Source organism: Streptomyces sp. NPDC002513, from assembly GCF_053595355.1.
On sequence record NZ_JBSFXK010000016.1, the window covers coordinates 93,141 to 119,629 of the forward strand.

Below are 26,489 nucleotides of genomic sequence, written 5' to 3' on the forward strand. Positions count from 1 at the left end.
GTGGAGCCAAGGGGCCGGGCGGTCCGTGGCTGTGTGTGTCTGGTCAACCGGACGTTCTCCGGGAGGAGCCGATGGACAAGCTGAGTCGGGACGCCGTCAGTTCCGTCGCCTCAACCGTGGTGGCGACCGGCAGGCAAATGCCGCGCTTCACCGCATCGTGTTCACCCGTCTGCGGGTCGACCCGCGCACGCAGGACTACTATGAGCGCCGGATCAAGGAGGGCAAGACCTGGCGCGAAATCGTCCGTTGCCTCAAACGCTATGCGGCCCGGGAGGTCTTCCACCTTGCCAAACAGCTACGGCCAGCACCCCGCTCACAGGGGCTGTCGTGACATGAGAGGGTTAGGCGGGTGAGTGAGACACCGATGAACAGCCTGCAATACCGCTTTGACGGGCCAGAAGACGCTCCGGTCCTGATCCTCGGTCCCTCACTGGGTACCACATGGCACATGTGGGACCGGCAGATTCCGGAGCTGACCCAGCAGTGGCGGGTCTTCCGGTACGACCTGCCGGGCCACGGCGGTGCTCCCGCGCACCCGGCGGACTCCGTCGGCGACCTGGCCACCCGGCTGCTGGCCACGCTCGACGGACTCGGAGTACAGCACTTCGGCTACGCGGGCTGTGCCCTGGGCGGCGCCGTGGGGATCGAGCTGGCCCTGCGCCGCCCCGAGCGCCTCGCCTCGCTCGCCCTGATCGCCGCGTCGCCCCGCTTCGGCACGGCCGACGAGTTCCGCCAGCGCGGGGTGATCGTCCGGACGAACGGGCTCGACCCCATCGCCCGGACCTCTCCCGAGCGCTGGTTCACCGCGGGGTTCGCCGCCGCCCAGCCCGCGATCACCGAGTGGGCCGTGCAGATGGTGCGCACCACCGACCCCGGCTGCTACATCGCGGCCTGCGAGGCACTCGCCGCCTTCGACGTACGGGCCGAACTGGGCCGCATCGGCGTGCCGACCCTGGTCCTCGTAGGCTCGGAGGACCAGGTCACCGGGCCCGCCGAGGCCCGCACCCTGGTCGCCGGAATTCCGGATGCCCGGCTCGCGGTCGTCCCCGGCGCCTCCCACCTGGTGCCCGTGGAGCAGCCCACGGCGGTCACCGATCTGCTCGTCCACCATTTCTCGACCGCCTGGCAGCCCGCGTTCGACGCGACGACCGGCCAGCTCACGGCGATCACGGCGCCCCCGGTCAGGCCGGTGATCGCGCCGCCCGCGCCGGTGGCGCCCGTGGCCGAGATCGCCCCGGCCGCCGCGGCGCCCGAGCCCGCGGGCCGGACCGACCCGTACGAGGTGGGGCTCAAGATCCGCCGTGAGGTGCTCGGTGACGCGCACGTGGACCAGGCACTGGCCTCGGCGGACGACTTCTCCGGGGACTTCCAGGAGTTCATCACGCGCTACACCTGGGGCGAGATCTGGGACCGGCCGGGCCTGGACCGGCGCGTCCGTAGCTGTGTCACGCTCACCGCGCTGGTCGCGGGCGGTCATCTGGAGGAGCTGGCCTTCCACACCCGGGCGGCCCTGCGCAACGGGCTGACCCCGGCCGAGATCAAGGAGGTGCTGCTCCAGGCGGCGGTCTACTGCGGTGTACCGGCCGCGAACAGCGCGTTCAAGGTGGCGCAGCAGGTCATCCGCGAGGAGACGACTCCGCAGGAGTGAGCGTCAGCCGGGTGGGGGGAGCACCATGCCGAAAGGGGCCTCCGCACGCCCGGGCGGGGGCAGGATGGTGCTCATGAAGCTCACGAAGAAGTCGCACGCCTGCATCCGGCTCGAGAAGGACGGGCGCACGCTCGTCATCGACCCCGGCACCTTCAGTGAGGAGGACGCCGCGGTCGGCGCGGACGCCGTCCTGGTCACCCACGAGCATGCCGACCACTTCGACGAGGACCGGCTGCGTGCCGCCATGGAGGCCCGCCCGGGCGCGGAGGTCTGGACCCTCGCCTCCGTGGCGGAGAAGATCTCGGCGGCGTTCCCGGGCCGTGTGCACACCGTCGGCCACGGCGACACCTTCACCGCCGCGGGCTTCGACGTCCAGGTGCACGGCGAGCTGCACGCGGTGATCCACCCGGACATCCCGCGCATCACGAACGTCGGCTTTCTGATCGACGGCGGCACGGTCTTCCACCCGGGCGACGCGCTCACGGTCCCCGACCACCCGGTTCAGACGCTGATGCTTCCGGTGATGGCCCCCTGGAACAAGATCTCCGAGGTGATCGACTACGTCCGCGAGGTCAAGCCGCGGCGTGCGTACGACATCCACGACGCCCTTCTGACGGACCTCGCGCGCCCGATCTACGACAACCAGATCGGCGCGCTGGGCGGCGCCGAGCACCTGCGGCTGGCACCGGGCGGGTCGGCGGACGTCTGACGGCCTCGGCGCGCGGGTGACGGGCCCGGCCCCGCCACCGCGCACCCGGTTGTCGTACCCGCCGGGTAGGTTGAGAGGCATGCGCATCGCCACCTGGAACGTGAACTCGATCACCGCCCGTCTCCCGAGGCTCCTGGCCTGGCTGGAGAGCAGCGGCACCGATGTGCTGTGCCTCCAGGAGGCCAAGGTCGCCGAGGCCCAGTTCCCCTACGACCAACTGCGCGAGCTGGGGTACGAGGCGGCGGTCCACGCCACCGGCCGGTGGAACGGGGTGGCGGTGCTCTCCCGGGTCGGCCTCGAGGACGTGGTCAAGGGCCTGCCGGGAGATCCGGGCTACGACGGCGTCCAGGAGCCCCGCGCCGTCTCCGCGACCTGCGGCCCGGTCCGCGTCTGGTCGGTGTATGTGCCGAACGGCCGCGAGGTGGACCACCCGCACTACGCGTACAAGCTGCAGTGGTTCGAGGCCCTGAAGGCGGCCGTGGCGGGCGACGCCGCGGGCGGCCGCCCCTTCGCGGTGCTGGGCGACTACAACGTGGCGCCGACGGACGACGACGTCTTCGACATCGCCGCCTTCGAGGGTGCGACCCATGTCACCCCCGCCGAGCGCGCCGCCCTGGCCGCGCTGCGCGAGACCGGCCTCACGGATGTGGTCCCGCGCCCGCTGAAGTACGACCACCCCTACACGTACTGGGACTACCGCCAGCTCGGCTTCGCGAAGAACCGCGGCATGCGCATCGACCTGGTGTACGGCAACGAGCCGTTCGCGAAGGCCGTCAAGGACGCGTACGTGGACCGGGAGGAGCGCAAGGGCAAGGGCGCGTCGGACCACGCTCCGGTGGTGGTCGACCTGGGGCTGTAGCGGCCTCGCGCGACGGCATGACGGCCGGAGTCCGCGCGCCCTGTAGTGCGAGCCGTGGCGCGGTGACACGCTGGGCGTATGAACATCCCTTTTTTGGGCAACTGGCGCAAGAGACACGGCGCCTCCTTGGGCGTCGCGGTGATCTCCAACGGTGACCTCGACCCGGGCAGTGTCGCCGAACTCCTCTCCGAGTGCGAGCTGCTGCGCTCCCAGGCCGTGCAGGCGGGCGTCGAACTCGACGACTCGGCGGCGTCGTTGGAGGCGCTCGACCAGATCGTGCCGCGCTGGCGCGACGACGAGGAGATCGCGCCCTGGCTCGGTAACGACGCGGGTCTGTATCTGGGCACGGTGATCGTGCGTACGGTACCCGGGGCGACCTGGGTGGTCTGGCCGAGCGGCCATCCCGTGGTCCGGCTGGCCTCGGGGCGCGAGATCGACGTGGTCGAGGCCGGCCATACCTGGGCGGACACCGGCGCTCCCGAACTGACGCAGGTCTATGCCGAGGTGACGGAGTTCTAGCCGGGCGGACCGCGGGTCGGAACCTCGACTAGGATGGGCCGTTCGTCCCCGCGGTCTCGGTGGCCGTGGAGGGATCCCCCACGGCCACCGAGACCGCGGGGGGAGGGCAGCACCAGCTCACCGGGGTGGGCCCGGCCGGTGGCAGTCGAAGATCACTGCTCGCGCAGCGGAACGGACACGTAGGACGGGTCCGCTGCGGGCGAGGAGAAGGTCAGCTGCGCGCCGGACGGGTTGTGCTCGATGTAGAGCGGGTCGACGGTGTCGACGACCAGCGCGAGCCGGTGCCCGGCCGGGACGTCGTAGGCCGTGGAGAACAGCTCCAGGTCGACGCCGAACGGCTTGCCGGGCGTCAGTCCGTGCCAGGTGTACGGCGCGTTGCTGACCAGTTTGCCGAGGCCGAGCGGGCCCACGTCGTAGAGGTACGCGACGAGGGTGCCGCTCTCCTTGGTGCCGGTGACGGTGGTGTGCAGCTTCACCGTGCCGCGGATGTGCTGGACGGTGGCGTACTTCGGGGACTGCCACACGGCCGCGTACCGGCGCGGCAGCAGCGGGACGGACGCGATCGGCGGCACCTGGACGAGCTGGTCGAGGACGCTGGAGAGCAGGACGACCCCGCCGTCCGCGCCGGAGTCGACGTTGGCATGGATCGTGGTGGTTCCCGCGAGGTCGAGCTTCCGCTGCGTCGCGCCCACCGACTTCCAGTCGGGGTAGCCCTCGTACCCGCCCGAGGAGCGGGGCTTGAGCTCCACCGGCTGCTCGCGGTCGATGCCGTTGTCCTCGCCCTTGAGGTAGTGGCCGAACCAGCGCTCGGTGTCGGTCCACACATCGTTGGGAAGCCCGAACAGCCCGGTCAGCTCGGCCGTGGCGTGGTCGCCCGGGCGCAGCTCCAGTCTCTTCGGGACCGTCAGCTTCTCGTAGAAGTCGGCGTACTGGTTGGGCGGGAAGATCGTGTCGCCCCAGGTGTTGGCGAGCAGCAACGCCGTGCCGTTCTTGTTGATCTCGTCGACGTGGGCAGCGGCGGAACGTTTCCTTCCCCAGGCGATCAGATCCGGCTCCTTCGCCAGGTCGGAGGCGAAGAAGTCCGCGAACACCTGCCGGAGTTCGGGGCTCGGACGGCCGGTGAGGGTGCCGGCGCCGTCCAGCAAAGCACCCGCCTGGACGTGCTGGGTGCGCCCCGAGTAGATCGAGCCGATCAGGTCCGCCCAGCCGCTGAGCGAGGCGACCGCCTTGATGCGCTGGTCGTGCGCGGCCGCGAGCAGGCTGATGCCGGCGCCGTAGGAGACGCCCGCCATCCCGATGTGCCGGGCGTCGGACGGGGTGTTGGCGAGCGCCCAGTCGATGACCCTGGAGGCGTCGGCTATGTCGGGGGGGCCCGCCACTTCTGTCTCGCCGCCGGACTGCCAGAACCCCCGGACGTTGTACGTGACCACGACATAGCCGGAGTCCGCGAGTTTCTGGGCCTGGGCGAGATACTCGACCTGCGGCAGGCCCCAGCTCGTCGGGAGCACGATCAGCGGATAGCGGCGCGTGCCGTCGGCGCCCGCGGGCGTGACCACGTTCCCCTTGAGGACCGTCCCGCCGTCCCCCGTGATGTCGACGAAGCGGATGTCGTTCGACGCTGCCTGGGCGGCCGGGGTGAACCCGAGAGCGCTGCCGGCGATCAGCGTCGCCCAGAGTGCACCCACGGTGGTCGTGCGCAGGGCCTTGCGGTGGTTTCCCACGGGTCACTCCTCACGTGCCAGTGCAAAGTGACCAGACGGTAACCTCATGTCCTTACCAACGGTAACCCGTCGGTAAGTTACGTGGGAGTAACGATTGGTGACGTCGCATTACGGATGCGGGCCGTTGACCTCTTCGCGGAGGGTGTGCAAGTCCCGTACGTCGACCGGGAGTCGCGGGTGAGCGGGTAGCCGGAAAGCGCGGCCGACCGAAAGACCTAACGGAGTTCCGCCAGGTAGTCGTCCAGCAACTCGATTTGCCGCTGCGGCGGGAACGAGGCCGGGTCGAACAGGGCTTGGACCACCAGGCCGAGAACGAAGGCCTGTGCGCCGGCCGCGATGTGTGCGGGGTCGCCGGGGCGTAGTTCGCCGAGTTCCTGGGCCGCGGCCACCCGCTCGCTGAGTCTGTCGCGGCTCTGTGCGTACTTGCGGGCGTAGTCGGTGCACAGGGCCGGGTCGGAGAGCGCGGCGTCCCAGGAGGAGACCCAGATGCGGTTGCTGTCGGTGGCTTCGGGGGTCAGCGGCAGGATGTCCAGCAGTGCGTCCCTGAGGCCGGCCAGACCTTTGCCCGCACCGCGGCGGGGGCGGGATGTGGTGCGCTGTTCGAGCAGGTCGAGGGCGTACTCCAGCAGCGCGCGTTTGGCGGGGAAGTAATGCGTGAGCAGGCCGGTGGTCGCGCCGAGTTCGGCGGCGACAGCGCGCAGGGTCAGGCCGGCGAAGCCGCGTGTGGCCATGACCTGCCAGACCGCTTCGGAGACGTCGCGACGGCGGGCTTCGTGATCTCCCTTGGTGCGTGGCATGCTGCCACGGTACATTGTCATAACGCTTGTTATGTGAATGGGGAGGCTTTCATGTTCTCGCTGCCGCTGCGCGACGGTGCTCGCCTTGGGCCGCTGGAGGTCTGGCACGCCGAGGAGTTCCATGAGCACATGGACCGGGCTCGCGAGCACATACGTCCGTGGGTCGGGGCCGCGTTCGTCACCGACGACGTGGACGGGGCGCGGGCCACGCTCCGGCGGTATGCCGAACGCCAGGCCGGCGACGGCGCCCGCCTGTACGGCATCTGGCGGGATGGAGTGCTGGTCGGCGGTGTGATGTTCACCGATTTCCAGGCCGCCGCTGGTTCGTGTGAGGTCGGTTGCTGGCTTGAGCCGTCCGCTGAGGGCCACGGTCTGGTCACGCAGGCGTGCCGCGCGTTGTTGGACTGGGCCTTCATGTCCCGGGGGCTGCACCGCGCCGAATGGCATTGCCGGGCCGACAACGACCGCAGCGCAGCGGTGGCCGAGCGGCTCGGCATGACGCTGGAGGGCGTGCGACGCGAGGCATGGCCGTACGAGGGCGTGCGCTACGACAAGCAGGTCTGGGCGGTCCTCGCTCCCGAATGGCGAGCTCCGGGCCGGTGACCGGCGACGGCTCCGTCGGACGGACACGCCGTCGCTTCGGAAACCTTGCCCAGCGGCGGGGGCTTGAGCGGGTGGCGGGCGTCGTCGAGCGGGTGGATGTGTTCGGTTCGCGGCGCTGATCCCGGCCGCGACCACCCCGAGGCCGACGTCGCGCACGTCAGCGTTCCTGGCCGGGCACGGTGGCGGGCCACAGCGGACCGGTGCTCGAATGGGGCTGACGAGACCATGGCAATGTGGTTACGCTGCGTGGACGGACGTCGACTGGAGGTACGAATGCGTCGCCCTGTCGGACGGAAACTGGCGGTGTGCGCGGTCTCGGCCGCCGTGGTGTCGGTGGGAGCGGCGGCGCCGCCGCCGGCCACCCCGGCACCGGGCAAGGTCCCCGTGGCCGTGGGATACGGCGGGGCCGTGGCGAGCGTCGACGCGGACGCCTCCGCCGCTGGGATCGAGGTCCTGAGGAAGGGCGGCAACGCGGTGGACGCGGCCGTCGCCACGGCTGCCGCGCTCGGTGTCACCGAGCCCTACTCCGCGGGCATCGGCGGAGGCGGCTACTTCGTCTACTACGACGCCAAGTCCCGCACGGTGCACACCATCGACGGCCGCGAGACGGCCCCGCTCACCGCGGACTCCGGCCTGTTCACGGAGAACGGCAAGGCGCTCCCCTTCGCCGACGCGGTCAGCAGCGGCCTGAGCGTCGGCACCCCCGGCACCCCCGCCACCTGGCAGAAGGCCCTGGACGAGTGGGGCACGAGACGGCTCGGCACGGTCCTGAAGCCGGCCGAGCGCATAGCCCGCGACGGGTTCACCGTCGATGACACCTTCCGCTCCCAGACCGCGTCCAACGAGACCCGCTTCCGCTACTTCCCGGACACCGCCAAGCTGTTCCTGCCGGGAGGCGCGCTCCCCGCCGTCGGCTCCACGTTCAAGAACCCGGACCTCGCCCGCACCTACGCGGAGCTGGGGAGGAAGGGTATCGGCGCGATCTACCACGGCGATCTGGGCGACGACATCGTCGCCACCGTCGAGAAGCCCCCGGTGGACCCGGCCTCGGGCTGGAACGCCCGCCCCGGCACGCTGTCCGACAAGGACCTCGCGGCCTACCGGGCCAAGCTCCAGGCGCCCACCAAGACCTCGTACCGCGGCCTCGACGTCTACTCCATCGCACCGTCCTCCTCCGGCGGCACCACGGTCGGCGAGGCACTCAACATCCTGGAGCGGACCGACCTCGCCAAGGCGAGCGAGGCGCAGTACCTGCACCACTTCATCGAGGCGAGCCGCATCGCCTTCGCCGACCGCGGGCGCTGGGTCGGCGACCCCGCCTTCGAGGACGTGCCCACGCAGGGGCTGCTGTCCCAGAAGTACGCCGACTCCCGCGCCTGCCTGATCAAGGACGACGCGGTGCTCACCAGCCCGCTCGCCCCCGGCGACCCGCGCCGGCCCGCGGCCTGCGGCGCCGGGGGAACGGCGGCCCCGACGACGTACGAGGGCGAGAACACCACGCACCTCACCGTCGCTGACAAGTGGGGCAACGTCGTCTCCTACACGCTCACCATCGAGCAGACGGGCGGCAGCGGCATCACCGTCCCGCACCGCGGCTTCCTCCTCAACAACGAACTGACGGACTTCTCCTTCACGCCCGCCAACCCGGCCGTCCACGACCCGAATCTGCCCGGTCCGGGCAAGCGGCCGCGCTCGTCCATCTCGCCGACCATCGTGCTCGACCGGCAGGGCCGGCCGGTCGTCGCGCTCGGTTCACCCGGCGGCGCGACCATCATCACCACCGTGCTGCAGACCCTGACCGGATTCCTCGACCGGCATCTGCCGCTCGTCGACGCCATCGCCGCACCGCGCGCCAGCCAGCGCAACGCGGCGAAGACCGAACTCGAACCGGGCCTCTACAACAGCGAGTTGCGGACCCAGCTCGAGGCGATCGGGCACTCCTTCACGCTGAACCCGGAGATCGGCGCCGCCACCGGGGTGCAGCGGCTGCCCGACGGCAAGTGGCTGGCCGCCGCCGAGAAGGTACGGCGCGGCGGCGGATCCGCGATGGTCGTGGATCCGGCGCCTTAAGAGCTCCGAACAAAATGGGCGCCCGGCTCGCGGCGTCTGGCACGCACTCCCCCAAGCTCTTCGAGCAGGGGGGACCCCCAGCCGCGTTGCCAAAAGGCCCTAGTAGCTCCGCTACGAGGACCTTCCGGCGCCTTGCGATCGCACGCACCAGACGCCGCGAGCTGATCGGACGCCCATTTTGTTCGGAGCTCTTGACGGCAGGCGGGCGGCTCACTCGGGGCGGGCGGCCCCGTTCCCCTCGGGGCGGGCCGTCTCGCCGCCCTGCACCGCGGGAGGCGCGACATCCTCGCCGGAGTGAGCGGGAGCGGCACCCTCGCCGGGCTCCATGGCGCTCCGCGCACCCGGCTGGGGTGCACCGTCGGCCCCGGCCGGCTCCCCGTGGGCGGGCGGCTCCGGCCGGAAGACCAGGTGTCCGCTCTCGGCGTCCACCATGACCCGGCCGCCCCGCTCGATCCGGCTGTCCAGCAGCAGCCGGGACAACTGGTTGTCGACCTCCCGCTGGATGGTCCGGCGCAGCGGGCGGGCACCGTACTCCGGCTGGAAGCCGCGCTGCGCCAGCCAGTCGACGGCCCGCTCGGTGAAGGTGACCTCGATGTGCTGGGCCTGAAGCCGGCGCCGCGTCCTGTCGAGCATCAGGTCGGTGATCTGCCGCAGTTGGTCGGACGTCAACTGACGGAAGACCACGACCTCGTCGATGCGGTTGAGGAACTCGGGCCGGAAGTGCTGGCGCAGCGGACGCAGGATCTGCTCACGGCGCGCCTCCTCGTCCGCCTCGGCGCCGCCCGGCCCGAACCCGATGCCCGCGCCGCGCCGGGTGATCGCCTCGGAGCCGAGGTTGCTCGTCATCACGATGACGGTGTTGGCGAAGTCCACCGTGCGGCCCTGGGCGTCGGTGAGCCGGCCGTCGTCGAGGACCTGCAGCAGGATGTTGAAGACGTCCGGATGCGCCTTCTCGACCTCGTCGAGCAGCAGCAGCGAGTACGGATGCCGCCGCACCACCTCGGTGAGCTGGCCGGCCTCCTCGTGGCCCACGTACCCGGGCGGCGCGCCCACCAGACGGCTGACGGTGTGGCGCTCCTGGTACTCGCTCATGTCGAGGCGGACCATGCGCTCCTCGCTGCCGAACAGCACCTCGGCGAGGGCGCGGGCCAGCTCCGTCTTGCCGACGCCCGTCGGGCCGAGGAAGAGGAAGCTGCCGATGGGCCGGTCGGGACCGGACAGCCCGGCGCGCGAGCGCAGCACCGCGTCGGCGACCGCGCTGACCGCCTCGTCCTGCCCGATGATCCGCTCGTGCAGATGCTCCTCCAGGCCGAGCAGCCGCTGCTTCTCCTCCTCGGTGAGCCGGCTGACCGGGATGCCGGTCAGCCGGGAGACCACTTCCGCGACGGCCTCGGCGGTGACCTCCAGGTGCTGTCCCTCGTCCGCCTCGGTCTCCCCGGAGGCCTCCCCGATCCGCTCCTTCAGCTTGGTGATGCGATCGCGCAGCCGGGTGGCGTGCTCGTACTGCTCGTCGGCCACCGCCTGGTCCTTGTCCCGGGCGAGCTGCTCGACCTCGCGTTCCATGGCCCGTACGTCCGTGCCCTTGGTCCGGGCGCGCAGCCGCACCCGGGCGCCGGCCTGGTCGATCAGGTCGATCGCCTTGTCCGGCAGATGGCGGTCGGTGAGATAGCGGTCGGACAGCTCCACGGCGGCCACCAGCGCCTCGTCGGTGTAGCGGACCTGGTGGTGGGCCTCGTAGCGGTCGCGCAGCCCGCGCAGGATCTCGATGGCGTCCGGGACGGACGGCTCGGGCACCAGGATCGGCTGGAAGCGGCGGGCCAGCGCCGCGTCCTTCTCGATCCGGCGGTACTCCTCCAGCGTGGTGGCGCCCACGATGTGGAGTTCACCCCGGGCCAGGGCGGGCTTGAGGATGTTGCCCGCGTCCATGGCCCCGCCCTCGGTGCCGCCGCCGCCCGCGCCGACGACCGTGTGCAACTCGTCGATGAAGATGATCAGTTCGTCGGAGTGTGCGCGGATCTCGCCCACGATCGTGGTGAGGCGCTCCTCGAAGTCGCCGCGGTAGCGGGTGCCGGCGACCACACCGGCCAGGTCCAGGGCGAACACCCGGCGGCCGAGCAGGACGTCCGGCACATCGCCGTCGGTGATGCGCTGGGCGAGCCCCTCGACGATGGCGGTCTTGCCGACCCCCGCGTCGCCGATGAGCACCGGGTTGTTCTTGCCGCGGCGGGAGAGCACCTCGATGGTCTGTTCGATCTCCTCGTCCCGCCCGATCACCGGGTCGATACGGCCCTGGCGCGCGAGGTCGGTCAGATCGCGGCCGTACTTGTCCAGGGTCGGCGTCGCGGCGGGGCGCGGCCGTTCCGGGCGCGGCTGGGTGGTGTCGGCCGCCTCGGGCGGCAGGGAGGGCGGCGCGAAGTGCGCCGAGTGCAGGATGTGCCCGGCGGCGGAGTCCGGGTTCGCGGCCAGGGCGGTGAGCACGTGCTCGGGCCCGATGTACCCGGCGCCGCTCGACCGGGCCAGGTCGTGCGCGTCCAGCAGAGCGCGCTTGACGGCGGGGGTCAGCGAGAGCGAGGTGGGGGAGGGGGCGTCCTCGGGGTGCTGAACCGGCCCCGAGCGCTGGTCGATCTCCGACGCCAGCGAGTCCGGGTCCGCGCCGGCCCGGCTCAGCAGACTCCGGGTCGGTTCGGTGGCGAGGGCGGCGCGCAGCAGGTGCTGGGTGTCGAGGTCGCGGGCACCGTGCTCGACGGCGTACCGCGCGGCGCCGGCGACCAGTTGCCGGGCGGGCTCGCTCAGCAGCCGGCCCAGGTCGATCTGGCGCGGACCCGGGCGCGGCCCGCCACCGAAGATGCGTCGGAAGAACTCTTGGAAGGGGTCCGAGCCGTAGCCCTGCGAACCGTCGTAGCCGCTGGTCATGGCCATCCGTTCCGGCGTCCCGGCGGGGCCCGGGACACGCTCGTTGATCGACGTGCCGGTGCCGGGTGCCCGGACGGGGCCCGGTTACACCTGAGGGAGCGCGCGCGGCGCTCGTAGACCACGATGGCACGAACGCACTCCGGCGGCATGTCCAGAAACGTGCGCTCACCTCGTGCGCACCGCAGCTTCGCGCACCTCGTCTCGTCCGCGCCTCGGCCGTGCGGTCGGGCCGGCTTCCGGGGGCCGTGTCCTCGCTTGATGGCCAATTATTATACCGGGTGCCGTACGCGTCTTCCGGTATTAGAATCGGGGTCATGGTGCGCACCCCGCTGACCCCTGAAGAACACGAACGAGGCGAGCGGCTCGGGCGGTTGCTGCGTGAGGCCCGTGGCGGCCGCAGTATGGCGGAGGTGGCCGCGGGTGCGGGGATCTCCGCCGAGACCCTCCGCAAGATCGAGACCGGACGTGCGCCGACCCCGGCGTTCTTCACGGTCGCGGCGCTGGCGCGGGCGCTCGGGCTGTCCCTGGACGAACTCGTCGGGCGGTGCGCGCCGGTCACGGTATGAGCCGCTGACGTCCTCGCCCGCCGAGGAGGGAAGCATTCTGCGTCCACTCCGTGAACTCACCGTAGCCGCGCCGTAACACGACTGGTGTTGTCTAGCGGACCGGAACACTCCAGTCGGGCGGGAGCTGGGCGATGACTGTGGAACAACTCCCGGGCGAGGTCAGGGAGTTCGCGGACTACCTGAACGGGCTGCTGGCGCGGCTCGACCGGAACGACGGCTGGTTCGGGGTGTTCTGGCAGCGCGATCCCGACGGTATGCGGGCCTGCCTCGACGGCCGGGAGGTGCCTCCCTGGGACGTCGTGGAGGCGCTGCTGCAGGATGTCGCCGCGGCCTACGGGCCCGCGAGCGCCGCCCGGGAGGCCGAGCGGGCCCGGGTGCTGCACGGTGCCTCGGTCGCGGCGTACGACGCCCGGCCGGACGGCTGGGACGCCCTCGGCGACCGGCTCGATGTGATGCTCCGCGAACAGCGCTACGCGGCCGAGCGCCAGGCGGAACTCGTCCGGCGCCTGGAGTCGGCGACGACCCGGGAGGGGGCCTCCTCGCTCCGCGTCGACCTGGCCTGGGCCCGGGACGACCACGCACGTGCCACGGCCCGCTCCACGGAGATCCGCCGCCGGATGGCGGCCCTCGACCACCCTGTCCGGCGCCCGCCCGCGCGGGGCATGCGGGCCGTGGAGGTACCCGGGACGGCACTCCGGGGCGAGACGCGCCCCGGCGGCACGGCCGGCCCGGACACGGCGGCACCCTCCGGCCCCCGCCCGGCTGCCGGGCCCGCCGCGCCCCACGTCCCGGCCGCCCCTGCGGAGCCCGTCGCGGCGGACCCCGCCCCCTCCGCCGAACAGCGCCCCAGACGCCGCTTCCGAGGCGGTGCCCGGTTCGCCGGGGCGGCGGAGGCCCAGGACGTGACCACGGGCACCGCACCCGCGCCCGGCCGGGGAGGCCCGCGCGGCGCCCGGTTCGCCAAAGCCGCGGACACCGGGCCCGAGACGCTGTCCGAGGAGCGCGCGGCGGAGCCCCTCGGCCAGGCGGACCGGCGGATCACCGCGGACACCGTCGCGGCGCTCACCCGGCTGCGTGCCGAGGGGCGTAGCGGCGAGGCCCACGCCCTGCTCGTCGAGGCCGCCCACTGGCCCGCCGCCCGTTACCCGTTGCTCGCCGCCGAACTGCACCGCGCGGGCCTCGGCGCCGACTGGGCCACCCTGCTGTGGGAGACCGCGTCCCTGCCCGTCGACCGCCTGGTCGCCGCCGCCGACGCGCTCACCGCCGCGGGCCGCACCGCGGACGGGGGACAGATGCTGCGCCAGGGCGTCGTACGTCCGGCGAGCGAGATCGGCGCGGCCGTGCTGGGCCTGAGCGCCGAAGGACGGCACCACGAGGTCCGCGCCCTCCTCGACGCCTACGTACGCATGCGGAGCCCCGAAGAGGCGGCCCGCAGTGTCGCGGCGGATCCCGGGCGGCTCCTGCCGCTGCTCCTCCAGGCGGCCCGGGACGTCTCCGACGAGCGGCACTGGGACCTCGTCCACGCCCTGAGAGTCGCCGGATTCAGCACCTGAGCGGCCCGTCGGCCATCCGACCGCTTCACCCGCAGGGGTGCGAAACGTGATCGACTCAGCGGGTTGACGACGATGGTCTTGGCAAGCCCGCCCCAGAGGCTTACGTTCGAGCTTCTACCCCCTGTTCTACGGGCGTAGAGGCGCTGACGTCCGCACCCGGACTTGAGGCAAAGGAGCGGCATCATGGCCCACGTCGTACGCGCCGCACTGGTCCAGGCCACCTGGACCGGCGACACCGAATCCATGATCGACAAACATAGGGCGCACGCCCGGGAGGCGGCCCGGCAGGGCGCGCGGGTCATCGGCTTCCAGGAGGTGTTCAACGCCCCGTACTTCTGCCAGGTCCAGGAGCCCGAGCACTACCGCTGGGCCGAGCCGGTGCCCGACGGGCCCACGGTCACCCGGATGCGGGAACTGGCCCGCGAGACCGGCATGGTGATCGTCGTCCCCGTCTTCGAGATCGAACAGCCCGGCCTCTACTTCAACACCGCCGCCGTGATCGACGCCGACGGCAGTTACCTCGGCAAGTACCGCAAGCACCACATCCCCCAGATCGACGGCTTCTGGGAGAAGTACTACTTCAGGCCCGGCAACCTCGGCTGGCCCGTCTTCGACACCGCGGTCGGCAAGGTCGGCGTGTACATCTGCTACGACCGCCACTTCCCGGAGGGCTGGCGACAACTCGGCCTCAACGGCGCCCAGTTGGTCTACAACCCGTCCGCCACCTCACGCGGTCTGTCGGCTTATCTCTGGCAGCTCGAGCAGCCCGCGGCCGCCGTCGCCAACGAGTACTTCATCGCCGCGATCAACCGCGTGGGCCGCGAGGAGTACGGCGACAACGACTTCTACGGCACGAGCTACTTCGTCGACCCCCGGGGGCGGTTCGTGGGGGAGGTCGCCAGCGACAAGGAGGAGGAACTGGTCGTCCGGGACCTCGACTTCGGCCTCATCGAAGAAGTGCGGCAGCAATGGGCGTTCTACCGCGACCGCCGCCCCGACGCGTACGAAGGACTGGTGAAGCCGTGACCGCCCTGTACGCCCGCCACCGGGCCGTCCTGCCCGACTGGCTCGCGCTCTACTACGAGAACCCCTTGGAGATCACCCACGGCGAGGGCCGCCACGTCTGGGACGCCGACGGCAGGAAGTACCTGGACTTCTTCGGCGGGATCCTCACCACCATGACCGCGCACGCCCTGCCCGAGGTCACCAAGGCGGTGAGTGAGCAGGCGGGCCGGATCATCCACTCCTCGACCCTCTACCTCAACCGGCCGATGGTCGAACTGGCCGAGCGAATCGCCCAGTTGAGCGGCATCCCGGACGCCCGCGTCTTCTTCACCACGTCCGGCACCGAGGCCAACGACACCGCGTTGCTGCTCGCGACCACCTACCGGCGCAGCAACCAGATCCTGGCGATGCGCAACAGCTACCACGGCCGCTCCTTCAGCGCGGTCGGCGTCACCGGCAACCGCGGTTGGTCCCCCACCTCGCTGTCGCCGCTGGGGACCCTGTACGTCCACGGGGGCGTCCGCACCCGCGGCCCGTTCGCCCACCTGAGTGACGCCGACTTCATCGCCGCCTGCGTCGAGGACCTGAAGGACCTGCTGGGGCAGGGCCGGCCGCCCGCGGCGCTGATCGCCGAGCCCATCCAGGGCGTCGGCGGCTTCACCTCGCCGCCCGACGGGCTGTACGCGGCCTTCCGGGAGGTGCTCCGGGAGCGGGGCATCCTGTGGATCTCCGACGAGGTGCAGACCGGCTGGGGCCGCACCGGCGACCACTTCTGGGGCTGGCAGGCACACGGTCGGAGCGGGCCGCCGGACATCCTCACCTTCGCCAAGGGGATCGGCAACGGCATGTCCATCGGCGGGGTCGTCGCCCGGGCCGAGATCATGAACTGCCTGGACGCCAACTCCATCTCGACGTTCGGCGGCACCCAGGTCACCATGGCTGCGGGGGTCGCGAACCTCACCTATCTGCTGGAGCACGACCTCCAGGGCAACGCCCGGCGGGTCGGCGGACTGCTCATCGAGCGGCTGCGGGCCGTCGCCGCGCAGCTCCCGGTCGTCCGGGAGGTGCGCGGGCGCGGCCTGATGATCGGTGTCGAGCTGGTCAGGCCCGGCACCGACGAGGCCGACCCGGACGCCGCGGCCGCCGTGCTGGAAGCCGCCCGCGAGGGCGGAGCGCTGATCGGCAAGGGCGGCGGGCACAACACCAGCGTCCTGCGCATCGCCCCGCCGCTCACGCTCACCGTCGCGGAGGCCGAGGAGGGCGCGGCGATCCTCGAACGGGCCCTCAGAAGCGTCCGGTAGGAGGAAGCGGCGGAGCAGGGCGAGTGAGCCGAAGGGGCGTGCCGGTGCCGGGAGCCCGGGGGAGCGCACAGGCCCGAAGGGCTGAGCGCGGCCGGCTGCCGACACCGGCCGGAGCGCCCCAAAGGCGCAGTTCGTCGGCGAAGTGGCGAGCAACAAGGAGACCGCGCCGGTCGTGCGCGACCTGGACCTGGTGAAGCTGCCCGAGGCGCGCGACCGCCGGCAGTTCCACCGGGACCGGGCCCCGGACGCCTACGGGCCGCCGACCGCTCCCTGACCGGCCGCCCCCGTGCCCGTCCGGCCGGGCACAGACCGGGCCGGCGGCGACGGCCGCCCCGCACGGCGGCCACGACAGCAGTGTTGACCACGCCAGCCAAGGGAGCAGAGGCAGCATGAGCAGTCGTACCGTCATCCGCGGTGGCCTCGTCGTCACCGCCTCCGACGAGATCCACGCCGACGTCCTGACCGAGGACGGCCGCATCGCCGCCCTCGCCGCGTCCGGCACCCCGGCCGCCGCGGCCTTCACGGCCGAGCGGACCATCGACGCCACCGGCAAGTACGTCATCCCGGGCGGTGTCGACGCCCACACCCATATGGAGCTGCCGTTCGGCGGCACCTTCGCCTCCGACACCTTCGAGACCGGCACCCGGGCCGCCGCCTGGGGCGGCACGACCACCATCGTCGACTTCGCGGTGCAGAGCGTCGGCCGCCCCCTGCGCGAGGGCCTGGACGCCTGGCACGCCAAGGCCGAGGGCAGGTGCGCCGTCGACTACGGCTTCCACATGATCGTCTCCGACGTCAACCAGGAGACGCTGAAGGAGATGGATCTGCTGGTCGAGGAGGGTGTCACCTCCTTCAAGCAGTTCATGGCGTATCCGGGCGTCTTCTACAGCGACGACGGCCGGATCCTGCGCGCCATGCAGCGCTCCGCCGAGAACGGCGGACTGATCATGATGCACGCCGAGAACGGCATCGCGATCGATGTGCTGATCGAGCAGGCGCTGGCCCGCGGCGAGAGGGCCCCGCGCTACCACGGCGAGGTCCGCAAGGCCCTGCTGGAGGCCGAGGCCACCCACCGCGCCATCAAGCTCGCCCAGGTCGCCGGGGCACCCCTGTACGTCGTGCACGTCTCGGCGCAGGAGGCGGTCGCCGAGCTGACCCGGGCGCGCGACGAGGGCCTCAACGTCTTCGGTGAGACCTGCCCCCAGTATCTGTTCCTGTCCACCGACAACCTCGCCGAGCCGGACTTCGAGGGCGCCAAGTACGTGTGCTCGACGCCCCTGCGCCCCAAGGAGCACCAGGCGGCCCTGTGGCGGGGCCTGCGCACCAACGACCTCCAGGTGGTCTCCACCGACCACTGCCCCTTCTGCTTCGTGGGACAGAAGGAGCTGGGCCGGGGCGACTTCTCCAAGATCCCCAACGGTCTTCCGGGCGTCGAGAACCGGATGGATCTGCTGCACCAGGCCGTCGTCGACGGTCATATCTCACGCCGTCGCTGGATCGAGATCGCCTGCGCCGCCCCGGCCCGGATGTTCGGCCTCTACCCGACGAAGGGCACCATCGCCCCGGGCGCGGACGCCGACATCGTCATCTACGACCCGCACGCCGAGCAGGTGATGTCCGCCCAGACGCACCACATGAACGTCGACTACTCGGCGTACGAGGGAAAGCGCGTCACCGGCCGGGTCGAGACCGTCCTCTCGCGTGGCGAACCCGTCATCACCGAGCGGGAGTTCACCGGACGCGCCGGACACGGCGTCTACACCCCCCGCTCCACCTGCCAGTACCTCACCTAGGAGTGGCGCTCATGGACTTCGGACTCGTCCTGCAGACCGACCCGCCGGCCTCGCGGGTCGTCAGCCTGATGAAGAGAGCCGAACGCAACGGCTTCCGCTACGGCTGGACCTTCGACTCGGCCGTGCTGTGGCAGGAACCGTTCGTGATCTACAGCCAGATCCTCGAGCACACCACCAAGCTCCACGTCGGCCCCATGGTGACCAACCCCGGCACCCGTACCTGGGAGGTGACCGCCTCCACCTTCGCCACCCTCAACGACATGTACGGCAACCGGACCGTCTGCGGCATCGGCCGCGGCGACTCCGCGATGCGCGTCGCCGGCCGCAAGCCCAACACCCTCGCCCGCCTCGGCGAGGCCATCGACGTCATCCGCGACCTCGCCGAGGGCCAGGAAGCCGTGGTGGACGGCAATCCGATCCGTATCCCGTGGATCAGGAACGGGAAGCTGCCGGTGTGGATGGCGGCGTACGGGCCGAAGGCGCTCGCGCTCGCCGGGCAGAAGGCCGACGGCTTCATCCTCCAGCTCGCCGACCCCATCCTCACCGAGTGGATGGTCAAGGCCGTGCGGGCGGCGGCGCAGCAGGCCGGCCGCGACCCGGACGAGCTGACCATCTGTGTCGCCGCCCCGGCGTACGTCACGGCCGACGCCTCGCCCGAGGCCCTGGCTCACGCCCGCGAGCAGTGCCGTTGGTTCGGCGGCATGGTCGGCAACCACGTCGCCGACCTCGTCGCCAGGTACGGCGCGCACTCCGCCTCCGTACCCGGCGAACTCACCGACTACATCAAGGCCCGGGAGGGCTACGACTACGCGCACCACGGGCGCGCCGACAACCCGGACACCCGGTTCGTGCCCGACGAGATCGTGGACCGGTTCTGCGTGATCGGCCCGGTAGGGAAGCACATCGAGAAGCTCACCGCGCTGCGTGACCTCGGCGTCGACCAGTTCGCCCTCTACGCCATGCACGACGCGCAGGAAGCCGTCATCGACACCTACGGGGCCCAGGTCTTCCCGGCGATCAACGGTTAGTCCACGGAGGGTCTTCGGGGTCCCCCATCCTCGCTCGTCCCCTTCCCGCTCCCCCGGGAAGGGGACCACCGGTGACACCCCCGCACGGGGGCGTCACCAGGGAGCGCACCGGACCACGGTCGAGCCGGTCTCAGCCGGTCCTCTCGGCCGTGAGTGCCGGATCGGACCCGAGGCCGGGAGAGGGGGCAGATGCGGAGCAGAGGAACCTGCTCGTACGACTACTGCGCGGGCTGGCGCTGATGCCGCCGCGGCGCCGCGAGGAGGGCACGGCCTGACGGCCCGGCCGCGGGCGGAGGACGGTCGGTCAGCTCTGCTTCCGGCCGTTCTCCAGCGCGGTCACCGCCTCCCGGGCGGCCTTGATCGCACCCTTGTTGATCTCGTCGGTGCCGGGCGCCTTCTTCGTCTCGAAGTTGCTGCCGTTGTAGGTGACGGACACCAGCGCGTTGGACGAGCGGATCAGCACCACACCCTCGCGGGTCTGCTGCTTGTCCTCGGTGCTCAGGTTCACCACCGAGTAGCCGGCGTCGCCGACACCGGGGACCGTGCCCCCGCCGCTCTTCTCCGTGGTGCGCTGCGTGTACGTCGTCTGCGCCGCGGCCTGCGAGGCCATGACCTCGAAGGTCACGTCGAGCCAGCGGTAGTCGAAGCCCTTGAGCGCGTTCCAGGTGCAGGTGCGCCGGATGGAGGCGTCCGTCGACGGGATCTCCTTGCCGGCCGTCTTGGCGCCCGGCACGAGCGAGGTGATCGTGTTCTTGGTCAGGGCGGAGCACGGCGCGGGCGCGGTGGCGTAGGCCTTGGCCGTGGCCTGCGGCGCCGGGGGCGACGCGGACCCGGGGGAGCCGCTCACCGTGTCCTGGGTGCTCTGGGGTCCCGGCGCCGCCTTCTGGCCGGCGGCCGGGGCCGCGGCGAGGGGCCCGGACGACATGGCCCAGCCGGCTGAGGCGAGCACGGCGACCGGCAGCAGACGCGCGGTCAGAGCGAGCGGCAGAGGCAGCGAAAGCACGGCGCACTTCTCGTGGGGGGACGGTGCGGAAGGGAGTCCGCACTGCGGACGGGATGCCAGTCTCACATGACTCCCTGTGCGGCGAAAGGGCGAACTCGCTCCGTGGCCGGGCAGTGACAGCACGGGAGTTGACGGTCCGTGAGTTTCGCTGCGCTCGCTATGGTGTGCCCTTTATGTCGCAGCGAGGCCCTGGGCGGCGGTGTCTTTGGAGACCACCGGTTCGGGGCGTGCGTGCGGCCAGGAGAAGCCCGGCTTGTCCGCCCCGTCACGCATCATGACCAGCGCGCCGGAGCCGCCACCCTCTACCGAGCCCACCGCAAGGCGGAGATGCGCGCCGCCTCCGAGAGGCCGGCTGGGAACCGGGTGCACAGGGCAGTGAGCCGACCAGGCACCCGCCTACGCGAGAGCCCTGCCGTCCGGCAGGGATCGGCAGGGCTTTCGTGGCCGTGCGAGCGTCAGACACCCCGCCCCGATGAAGCGAGCCCGACGAACCCTGCCCACGCCTCAGGCGACACCGCCAGGACCGGCCCGGCGACGGCCTTGGAATCCCGGACGTGCACAACGGCCGTACCGGCCGCGACCTCTACGCAATCGCCGCCTTCGGCTCCGCTGTAGCTGCTCTTGAACCAGGCAAGGCCGGAGGCGACGGTCGAGGACTCAGCGTTGCTCATAGCGATCCCAGCACCCCTTCGATGAACTCCGTTGACTCTCGCGGAGGGAGAGCCTGTGATCGGATGATCCCATAGCGTGCGGCAGCGAGAGTTGTCTGTTCCGGGTCGGTCTGGAGAGCGCTCGTTCCTTGGGCCTCCGCGTACACGAACTTCCTGCCGTCCTTGCGGATCACGATCGTGAACGGCCCGTCCACGCCTGCGTTTTCCTCACGGTCGAGCGGCATGACCTGGATCTCGACGTTCCGTTTCTGGCCGATCAGCAGGATGTGTTCCAACTGCCCTCGTAGTACGTCCCTTCCGCCGTACGGGCGTCGCAGCACCGACTCGTCCAGCACGAAACTCAGCAAGGGCGCAGGCCAGCGGTCGAAGATGTCCTGTCGGCCCAGCCGGGCCGCGACGCGCTGCTCGATGGTTTCCTGGTCAAGAACCGGGCGCCGCATGTCGAGAAGGGTCCGCATGTACTCCTCGGTCTGGAGAAGCCCTTTGACTACGAGCGTGTCGTAGGCGAGCAGCTCAACCGCCTCCTTCTCCAGCGCCGCCATCCCCTGAAAGAAAACCGGATACTGGGCCCTCTCCACCTCCTCCTTCCACGCGCTCAGCAACCCGTCCGCCCCCAACGCCTCATCCGCCTTGTCGATCGTCCTCGGCGACGGAATCCTCCGCCCCTGTTCGAACGACGCCACCGTCGCCGCCGAGTACCCGATCCGCCGCCCGAACTCCTCGCGGTCCAGCCCCGCCCGCAGCCGCAGCGTCTTCATGTTCCGCCCGAACGCGACGACCAGCCCCCTCCCGGCGCCCTCCTCCGGCCGCCGCCCACCGCCGTCGTCGTTCTCCCACCCGTCCCCGAGACTGACGACCCCGTCACCCTGGCCGTCCGGAACCGCCTCGGCCTCCGTCTCGGCCGTCCCACCCGCACGATCCGCCATCGACCACCACCGCCTTCCCGGCCCAACGCCCGCCCGGCGAACGCCGTTACGCCACGCGCCTCGTACCCGTACAGACACCGCGCGCACAGCCGGTCCGCGTCGGTGTGTCACCGCTGGGCACGCTACGCCACCGACGACACCGATGACGGCATGACGGCCAAGCCCGCCACCCCCACCGGAGTCCCACCAACTCACCACCCCCACCCACTTGATCAACATTCCGGACGGCGACCGCACGGTCGAGATGCGCCTCACCTCCACTCCGCGCGGCGCCCGCCTCGCCCGCCGCCCGCCGGGACTGGCACCCGCGCCCGGGCGGGCCGGGCAAGACGGTCCGGGCGCGGGTGCGCACTAGAGGCAAGCCGCCTTCATGTACATCTGCTACATTCGTGACATGAGTGAGCCGGTGGTGGAATCCATGGCCGAGGTCCGCAGCCACCTCGCCGATGTCATCGACCGTGCTCGTCGGGAGGAGACCCCGACGATCATCACGCGGCGTGGCAAGCAGGAAGTCGTCGTGATCGACATCGAGGAATACCGACGTCTGCGCCGGATGGCCGAGGACGCGGAAGAGGCCTGGCTGAACCGGCTGGCCGACGAGGCCGAGTCCGAGGGCACGGAAGGGTCGGTCTCGCTCGAAGAGATGGCCGCCTTGCTCCGCGCCGATCAGGGCTGACCCGCGTGGGGTACGTCACGCGGTTCACGCCGCACGCCAAGCGCGACATGCTGAAGATCCCGCGCCCGGACGCCGTGCGTATCCTGTACCGCCTCACCGAGCTGCGGAAGGCGATGGACACGGGCGACACCGCGGCGTTCGATGTCAAGGCGCTGCAGGGCCACGGTGCCCGGTGGCGTCTGAGGGCCGGGGACTACCGCGTTGTCCACACGATCGAGGACGGCGCGCTGATCGTGTGGGTCCTGGCCGTCGGCAATCGCCGCGATGTCTACCGACAGGTTCCTTGACCGCGACTCCGGAGTCCGAGAGTGCGGCGAGCGGCCCCCGCGCGATGCTGAACGCGGCTTCCCAGGTGTTCGGCGCGCGGTTCCCGGGCGACGCGGTGGTGGGGGAGGGCCGGCGGTACGGGGTCCGCACTGCGGACGGGACGCCAGTCCCACATGACTTCCTGCGCGGGGAAAGGGGTCCGAGCCTTGGACGGGCCGGATCCGCCGCCCCGCGCACCGGACGTGCGTGGCGGACTACCGGAGGATCAGTGCCAGCGCGTACGCCAGGAAGAAACCGGCCACCAGCACGGTCAGAAACATGATCGCGAACAACGGGCCCTTGGCCCAGCCGCGTGTCCGGTCGTAGACCACGTTCGGGGCGGCACCCGAGGTGCTGCCCTCACCGGGCGGCGTCTCGCCCGGTGGAACTCCGCCCGGCTCCACGCGAGGGGTGCGCGTCGACTCGGGGTCCGGGCCGCCGTATTCCCTGTCCCGCATGCTGTCCGCCTCACTCTCCCGGTCGATGTGGTGTCTGTGTTTCCTGTGGGGCTGAACACCCCCGCAGACATCCCTTATGTGGACATTATCGGGCAAAAGGAACAGCTCTGCTCGCGGCGTCCGGGGCGGCGGTCGGCTTCCGTCTCGGCAGCGCCCGCAGCGGATCCGCGTCCTGGCTCCGCCCGAGGTGATCTGGGCGGCCGGTGAAGTCTTTCGAGGGCTGCGGCGTGCACGCGACTACGTGGCCACCGTGGACCAGCGGGACACTCAGGGGCTGCCTGCTCAAGCAGCCGGTCGGTGACCGCCTGCACGCGAGCCACCGCTCGCTGAACGGTGGCGACCACCACGCCGATCTCCGCCGGCTGCCCGCCGCTGTTGATGGCCCGGTCTCATCCGCCGGTCATGGGCTTGACCCTGACATGGTGACAAGGTGTCCCCTGGGTGCAGGAGGTGGTTTCGATCAACCCGACAAACGGAACCCCGCAGCACGCCCGCGTGGGCAACGCCCTGAGCGCCGAGGACTCGTCGGTCCGGCTTCAGGCGGCCCTGGCGCTCGGTTCGAACCCCGACCCCGGCTTCCTGGAGACGCTCGTCGAGCGGTGCGCGGTCGAGCCGGACTTCTTCGTGCGGGACATGCTGTCCTGGGCGCTGACCCGCCTCTCGCCGGAGATCACCCTGCCTCGGATTTGCCAGGAACTCGACTCCGAGCGCACTCGGGCCCGCAGTCAGGCGTTGCACACGCTCTCCAAGATCGGCGACAAGACCGCGTGGGCCTGGATCACGCGGGACATGCTGCGCGACGCCGACGACGAGGTCGCGCGGACCGCGTGGCGCGTCGCGGTTGTCCTCGTGCCCGAGGACGGGAAGAAGGACCTGGGCGACGAACTGGTCATGCAGCTCGGCCGCGGCGACCGCGATGTGCGGCTGAGCCTGAGCCGGGCCCTCGTCGACCTCGGCGACGTGACCAAGCCGGCCCTGGAGAAGGCCGCGGCGAGCCCCGACCCGGCGGTGGCCGCCCACGCTCGTGCCACCGAGCTGCTCCGGCAGAACCCGGAGACCGGTTTCGACGCGGCTGTCGACGAGGCGAAGCGAGTCGTCACACTCGGCTCGGAACGAGCCGCTGCCGCCGCGGCCGGAGTCGCCGAGACCACCAAGACCACCGGCGCCGCGGAGACCGCCGAGCCTACGGAGACGACCGAGTCGGCTGAGGTTGCCAAGGCCGCGGAAGCTGTGGAGACCGCGGAGTGCTGATCGGCGAAGTGGCCCGTCGCTCGGGGGTGAGCCCCCGGATGCTCCGGCACTACGATGTCCTCGGGCTGGTGCGACCGACCGGTCGCACCGTCGGCGGCTACCGCGAGTATTCCGCCGAAGACGTCCGCAGGATCTTCCACGTGGAGAGCCTGCGGTCCCTCGGGCTCTCGCTCAAGCAGATCGGACGCGCGCTGGAGGACCCGGCCTTCACGCCGTCCGTCCTGGTCAGCGACCTCATCCGGTGGACGGAAGACCGCTTGGCGCGGGAACAGGAACTGCTCGTGCGGCTCCGCGCGATCGACGCGTCGGCGCCTACCGGCTGGCAGGACGTCCTGCGCGCCGTCGAGCTCATGCAGGGGCTCAACTCGACCAGCGCCGCGCGCAGGCAGCAGGCCGTCCTGGCCCGGCCGGAGGGCGTGTCGGTTCCCGCCGAGCTGCTGGCCGGGGCGGTCCTGGCCGAATGTGACCCCAATGTCGCGGGCGCCCTGCGCTGGGCGCTCGCCCGATCGGGCGGCGACGGGGTGGCGGCACTGGCCGCCGGCATGCACTCGGAGGACGTCGACATCAGGCGGCGCGCGGTGCTGGCAATCGCCGAGATGCCCGAGGCCACGGGCGCGACCACGGTGCTTGCGGACGCCCTCGCGGACCTGGACACGACGGTACGCAGGCACGCCGCTGTGGTGTTGGGCAGGCGTGGGGTGACCGCGGCTGTGCCGACACTCGTCGGCATGGTGGTCGAGGGCTCCAACGACGTCGACGCGGCGGAGGTCCTCGGAACGCTGTCCCAGGACCCCGGGTGTGCGGACCGGATTCTGACCGCGCTGGTCGACGAACTCGCCGCGCCCACCGCGGACTCCGCGACGCGGATACGTCTGGCTCAGGCGCTGGTCGAGCTGTCGGGGCCCACCGTGCAGGAGGTCCTGCGCCAACTGGCCCACGACGACGACCGCGCTGTCGCCCTCGTCGCCTCGGCCTTCGTCACGGTTCTCGACGAGCGGTCCCCCGAGGACCGAGACGACGAGGATTCCTGACGGCGCGCGGCCCACGCGCTGCGGCACCCTGTCCCGACGGTATGCAGCCCCTGAGTGTCAGAGCCTGTGAACAAACCCCAGTCTGCCCAGATCACTCCGTTATGGGCAGGTACTCGGCGAGCAGGTCGATGACGTCCCGCCAAGCTCGCTGCGCGTGCTGAGGGTGATAACCGACCCCGGGAAGCACGATGTGGTCGACCGGTGGGTGATGGAAGGCGTGCAAGGCGCCGCCGTAGACCACGAGGCGCCAGTCGACGCCCGCAGCCTGCATCTCGGCGGTGAATGCGTCCCGTTGCGCGGGCGGCATGATCGGGTCTTCCGACCCGACCCCGGCCCACACCGGGCAGTGAAGGCGCGCCGTCTCGCCTGGTCGGCCCGTGGTCAGTCCGTTGACTGTCGCGATCGCGCGCAGGTCGACGCCGTCGCGCCCGAGTTCCAGCGCGATTGCGCCCCCGGTGCCGTAGCCGACGGCGGCGATCCGGTCCGGGTCGGTCCGCGGCTCGGCGCGGAGCACGTCGAGCGCCGCGTGGCCGATGCCTCGCATCCGGTCGGGGTCGGCGAGCAGCGGCATGCAACGGGCCAACATCTCCTCAGGGTCGCCCAAATAGCGCCCGCCGTGGAGGTCGAAGGCCAGCGCCACGTATCCCAGCTCGGCGAGCGCATCGGCCCGGCGGCGCTCGACGTCGCTGAGCCCCACCCCCTCGGGCCCGACCAGGACCGCGGGCCGGCGGTCGACACCGGCCGGGAGCGCGAGGTGCCCGATCATCGTCAGGCCGTCGGCCGCGTATTCGATCGTGCGCGTTGTGACTGTCGTCATGAGCCTGGACTGTAGTGATCGTCGAGCCCGGTCGGGCCGGTGTTTTGCCGCTGGCAGAAGGCAGGTCTCTGGCGTATTCCGGAACCACCCCGTCAGCGGCTCAGCTCAGCTTGGTGTTTAACCCTGCTGCTGTTTCAGGCGGACATGTTCGGTGAGGGTTGCGACTTGTTTCAGAGCGTGGTGGTGAACCGCGCTGTAGCTCGATGATCTGCGGCTTTCGGGTGGTTGCGGTGTGGGGGTGGTCGGCCTGGGGCAGCCAGCGGGT

At 71.2% G+C, this 26,489-nt stretch carries 24 protein-coding genes and 2 pseudogenes; 18 read left to right on the forward strand and 8 right to left on the reverse strand.

The annotated features are described in order from the left end of the window. Positions 1–79 precede the first annotated feature (79 nt). The 5 genes and pseudogenes from ACWD5Q_RS14140 to ACWD5Q_RS14160 all read left to right on the forward strand — a co-directional run. Positions 80–331, forward strand: a pseudogene (locus ACWD5Q_RS14140) (transposase); the annotation flags it as partial. An 18-nt stretch (positions 332–349) separates the two neighbouring features. Continuing rightward, on the forward strand, positions 350–1,648 hold the full coding sequence (gene pcaDC, locus ACWD5Q_RS14145; protein WP_451427244.1) for a bifunctional 3-oxoadipate enol-lactonase/4-carboxymuconolactone decarboxylase PcaDC: 1,299 nt from the start codon (positions 350–352) through the stop codon (positions 1,646–1,648). A 73-nt stretch (positions 1,649–1,721) separates the two neighbouring features. Continuing rightward, complete coding sequence (locus tag ACWD5Q_RS14150) at positions 1,722–2,357, forward strand: MBL fold metallo-hydrolase (RefSeq protein ID WP_451427245.1); 636 nt, start codon at positions 1,722–1,724, stop codon at positions 2,355–2,357. A gap of 79 nt (positions 2,358–2,436) precedes the next feature. Beyond that, positions 2,437–3,216: an exodeoxyribonuclease III gene (locus ACWD5Q_RS14155; RefSeq protein WP_451427246.1), complete on the forward strand. Its 780-nt coding sequence runs from the start codon at positions 2,437–2,439 to the stop codon at positions 3,214–3,216. A gap of 78 nt (positions 3,217–3,294) precedes the next feature. Continuing rightward, positions 3,295–3,735, forward strand: coding sequence for a DUF6278 family protein (locus tag ACWD5Q_RS14160; protein ID WP_451427247.1), 441 nt, complete (start codon positions 3,295–3,297; stop codon positions 3,733–3,735). Between the two features lie 152 nt (positions 3,736–3,887). On the opposite strand, the gene ACWD5Q_RS14165 is transcribed toward ACWD5Q_RS14160, so the two are convergent. Both ACWD5Q_RS14165 and ACWD5Q_RS14170 read right to left on the reverse strand, forming a co-directional pair. Then, positions 3,888–5,456 carry an alpha/beta fold hydrolase gene (locus ACWD5Q_RS14165; protein WP_451427248.1) on the reverse strand — a complete coding sequence of 523 codons (1,569 nt, stop codon included), beginning with the start codon at positions 5,454–5,456 and terminating at the stop codon, positions 3,888–3,890. A gap of 215 nt (positions 5,457–5,671) precedes the next feature. Beyond that, the gene (locus ACWD5Q_RS14170; protein WP_451427249.1) at positions 5,672–6,253 is read right to left on the reverse strand and encodes a TetR/AcrR family transcriptional regulator; all 582 of its coding nucleotides are present in this window, start codon (positions 6,251–6,253) and stop codon (positions 5,672–5,674) included. 51 nt (positions 6,254–6,304) lie between these two features. Between ACWD5Q_RS14170 and ACWD5Q_RS14175 the strand changes: the two genes are divergently transcribed. Together ACWD5Q_RS14175 and ggt are read left to right on the forward strand one after the other, a co-directional pair. After that, positions 6,305–6,856, forward strand: a complete 552-nt coding sequence (locus tag ACWD5Q_RS14175) for a GNAT family N-acetyltransferase (RefSeq protein WP_451427250.1) — start codon at positions 6,305–6,307, stop codon at positions 6,854–6,856. A 273-nt stretch (positions 6,857–7,129) separates the two neighbouring features. After that, on the forward strand, positions 7,130–8,926 hold the full coding sequence (gene ggt, locus ACWD5Q_RS14180; protein ID WP_451427251.1) for a gamma-glutamyltransferase: 1,797 nt from the start codon (positions 7,130–7,132) through the stop codon (positions 8,924–8,926). A 210-nt stretch (positions 8,927–9,136) separates the two neighbouring features. Here the strand turns inward: ggt and ACWD5Q_RS14185 are convergent, their stop codons facing one another. After that, positions 9,137–11,839, reverse strand: coding sequence for an ATP-dependent Clp protease ATP-binding subunit (locus tag ACWD5Q_RS14185; protein ID WP_451427270.1), 2,703 nt, complete (start codon positions 11,837–11,839; stop codon positions 9,137–9,139). 314 nt (positions 11,840–12,153) lie between these two features. Here ACWD5Q_RS14185 and ACWD5Q_RS14190 point away from each other — a divergent pair, with 314 nt between their 5' ends. From ACWD5Q_RS14190 to ACWD5Q_RS14220, 7 genes and pseudogenes are all read left to right on the forward strand, one after another. Continuing rightward, the gene (locus ACWD5Q_RS14190) at positions 12,154–12,405 is read left to right on the forward strand and encodes a helix-turn-helix domain-containing protein (RefSeq protein WP_451427271.1); all 252 of its coding nucleotides are present in this window, start codon (positions 12,154–12,156) and stop codon (positions 12,403–12,405) included. A 131-nt stretch (positions 12,406–12,536) separates the two neighbouring features. Then, positions 12,537–13,958, forward strand: coding sequence for a hypothetical protein (locus tag ACWD5Q_RS14195; protein ID WP_451427252.1), 1,422 nt, complete (start codon positions 12,537–12,539; stop codon positions 13,956–13,958). A 183-nt stretch (positions 13,959–14,141) separates the two neighbouring features. Further along, on the forward strand, positions 14,142–14,984 hold the full coding sequence (locus ACWD5Q_RS14200; RefSeq protein ID WP_451427253.1) for a nitrilase-related carbon-nitrogen hydrolase: 843 nt from the start codon (positions 14,142–14,144) through the stop codon (positions 14,982–14,984). After that, the gene (locus tag ACWD5Q_RS14205) at positions 14,981–16,264 is read left to right on the forward strand and encodes an aspartate aminotransferase family protein (RefSeq protein WP_451427254.1); all 1,284 of its coding nucleotides are present in this window, start codon (positions 14,981–14,983) and stop codon (positions 16,262–16,264) included. The genes ACWD5Q_RS14200 and ACWD5Q_RS14205 overlap by 4 nt, the downstream gene beginning before the upstream one ends. Before the next feature lie 118 nt (positions 16,265–16,382). Further along, positions 16,383–16,538, forward strand: a pseudogene (locus tag ACWD5Q_RS14210) (acyltransferase); the annotation flags it as partial. 115 nt (positions 16,539–16,653) lie between these two features. Beyond that, the gene (gene hydA, locus ACWD5Q_RS14215; RefSeq protein WP_451427255.1) at positions 16,654–18,057 is read left to right on the forward strand and encodes a dihydropyrimidinase; all 1,404 of its coding nucleotides are present in this window, start codon (positions 16,654–16,656) and stop codon (positions 18,055–18,057) included. An 11-nt stretch (positions 18,058–18,068) separates the two neighbouring features. Beyond that, the gene (locus tag ACWD5Q_RS14220; RefSeq protein WP_451427256.1) at positions 18,069–19,085 is read left to right on the forward strand and encodes a TIGR03842 family LLM class F420-dependent oxidoreductase; all 1,017 of its coding nucleotides are present in this window, start codon (positions 18,069–18,071) and stop codon (positions 19,083–19,085) included. A 304-nt stretch (positions 19,086–19,389) separates the two neighbouring features. On the opposite strand, the gene ACWD5Q_RS14225 is transcribed toward ACWD5Q_RS14220, so the two are convergent. The 3 genes from ACWD5Q_RS14225 to ACWD5Q_RS14235 all read right to left on the reverse strand — a co-directional run bounded on the left by ACWD5Q_RS14225 (position 19,390) and on the right by ACWD5Q_RS14235 (position 21,685). Next, positions 19,390–20,088, reverse strand: coding sequence for a hypothetical protein (locus ACWD5Q_RS14225; RefSeq protein ID WP_451427257.1), 699 nt, complete (start codon positions 20,086–20,088; stop codon positions 19,390–19,392). A gap of 455 nt (positions 20,089–20,543) precedes the next feature. After that, the gene (locus tag ACWD5Q_RS14230) at positions 20,544–20,759 is read right to left on the reverse strand and encodes a DUF397 domain-containing protein (protein ID WP_451427258.1); all 216 of its coding nucleotides are present in this window, start codon (positions 20,757–20,759) and stop codon (positions 20,544–20,546) included. Further along, entirely contained in the window at positions 20,756–21,685 is a 930-nt protein-coding gene (locus tag ACWD5Q_RS14235; protein ID WP_451427259.1) for a helix-turn-helix domain-containing protein, read from the reverse strand. Before ACWD5Q_RS14235 ends, ACWD5Q_RS14230 begins: the two co-directional genes overlap by 4 nt. 394 nt (positions 21,686–22,079) lie before the next feature. On the opposite strand from ACWD5Q_RS14235, the gene ACWD5Q_RS14240 reads away from it, so the two are divergent. Next, complete coding sequence (locus tag ACWD5Q_RS14240; RefSeq protein ID WP_451427260.1) at positions 22,080–22,361, forward strand: type II toxin-antitoxin system Phd/YefM family antitoxin; 282 nt, start codon at positions 22,080–22,082, stop codon at positions 22,359–22,361. A gap of 5 nt (positions 22,362–22,366) precedes the next feature. Continuing rightward, complete coding sequence (locus tag ACWD5Q_RS14245) at positions 22,367–22,648, forward strand: type II toxin-antitoxin system RelE family toxin (RefSeq protein WP_451427261.1); 282 nt, start codon at positions 22,367–22,369, stop codon at positions 22,646–22,648. A 234-nt stretch (positions 22,649–22,882) separates the two neighbouring features. Here the strand turns inward: ACWD5Q_RS14245 and ACWD5Q_RS14250 are convergent, their stop codons facing one another. After that, positions 22,883–23,125, reverse strand: a complete 243-nt coding sequence (locus ACWD5Q_RS14250) for a DUF6480 family protein (RefSeq protein WP_451427262.1) — start codon at positions 23,123–23,125, stop codon at positions 22,883–22,885. 441 nt (positions 23,126–23,566) lie between these two features. On the opposite strand from ACWD5Q_RS14250, the gene ACWD5Q_RS14255 reads away from it, so the two are divergent. Next, positions 23,567–24,376: a HEAT repeat domain-containing protein gene (locus tag ACWD5Q_RS14255; RefSeq protein ID WP_451427263.1), complete on the forward strand. Its 810-nt coding sequence runs from the start codon at positions 23,567–23,569 to the stop codon at positions 24,374–24,376. Beyond that, positions 24,370–25,407 carry a MerR family transcriptional regulator gene (locus tag ACWD5Q_RS14260; RefSeq protein ID WP_451427264.1) on the forward strand — a complete coding sequence of 346 codons (1,038 nt, stop codon included), beginning with the start codon at positions 24,370–24,372 and terminating at the stop codon, positions 25,405–25,407. Before ACWD5Q_RS14255 ends, ACWD5Q_RS14260 begins: the two co-directional genes overlap by 7 nt. A 91-nt stretch (positions 25,408–25,498) precedes the next feature. On the opposite strand, the gene ACWD5Q_RS14265 is transcribed toward ACWD5Q_RS14260, so the two are convergent. Next, positions 25,499–26,224 carry a dienelactone hydrolase family protein gene (locus ACWD5Q_RS14265; protein WP_451427265.1) on the reverse strand — a complete coding sequence of 242 codons (726 nt, stop codon included), beginning with the start codon at positions 26,222–26,224 and terminating at the stop codon, positions 25,499–25,501. Positions 26,225–26,489 lie beyond the last annotated feature (265 nt).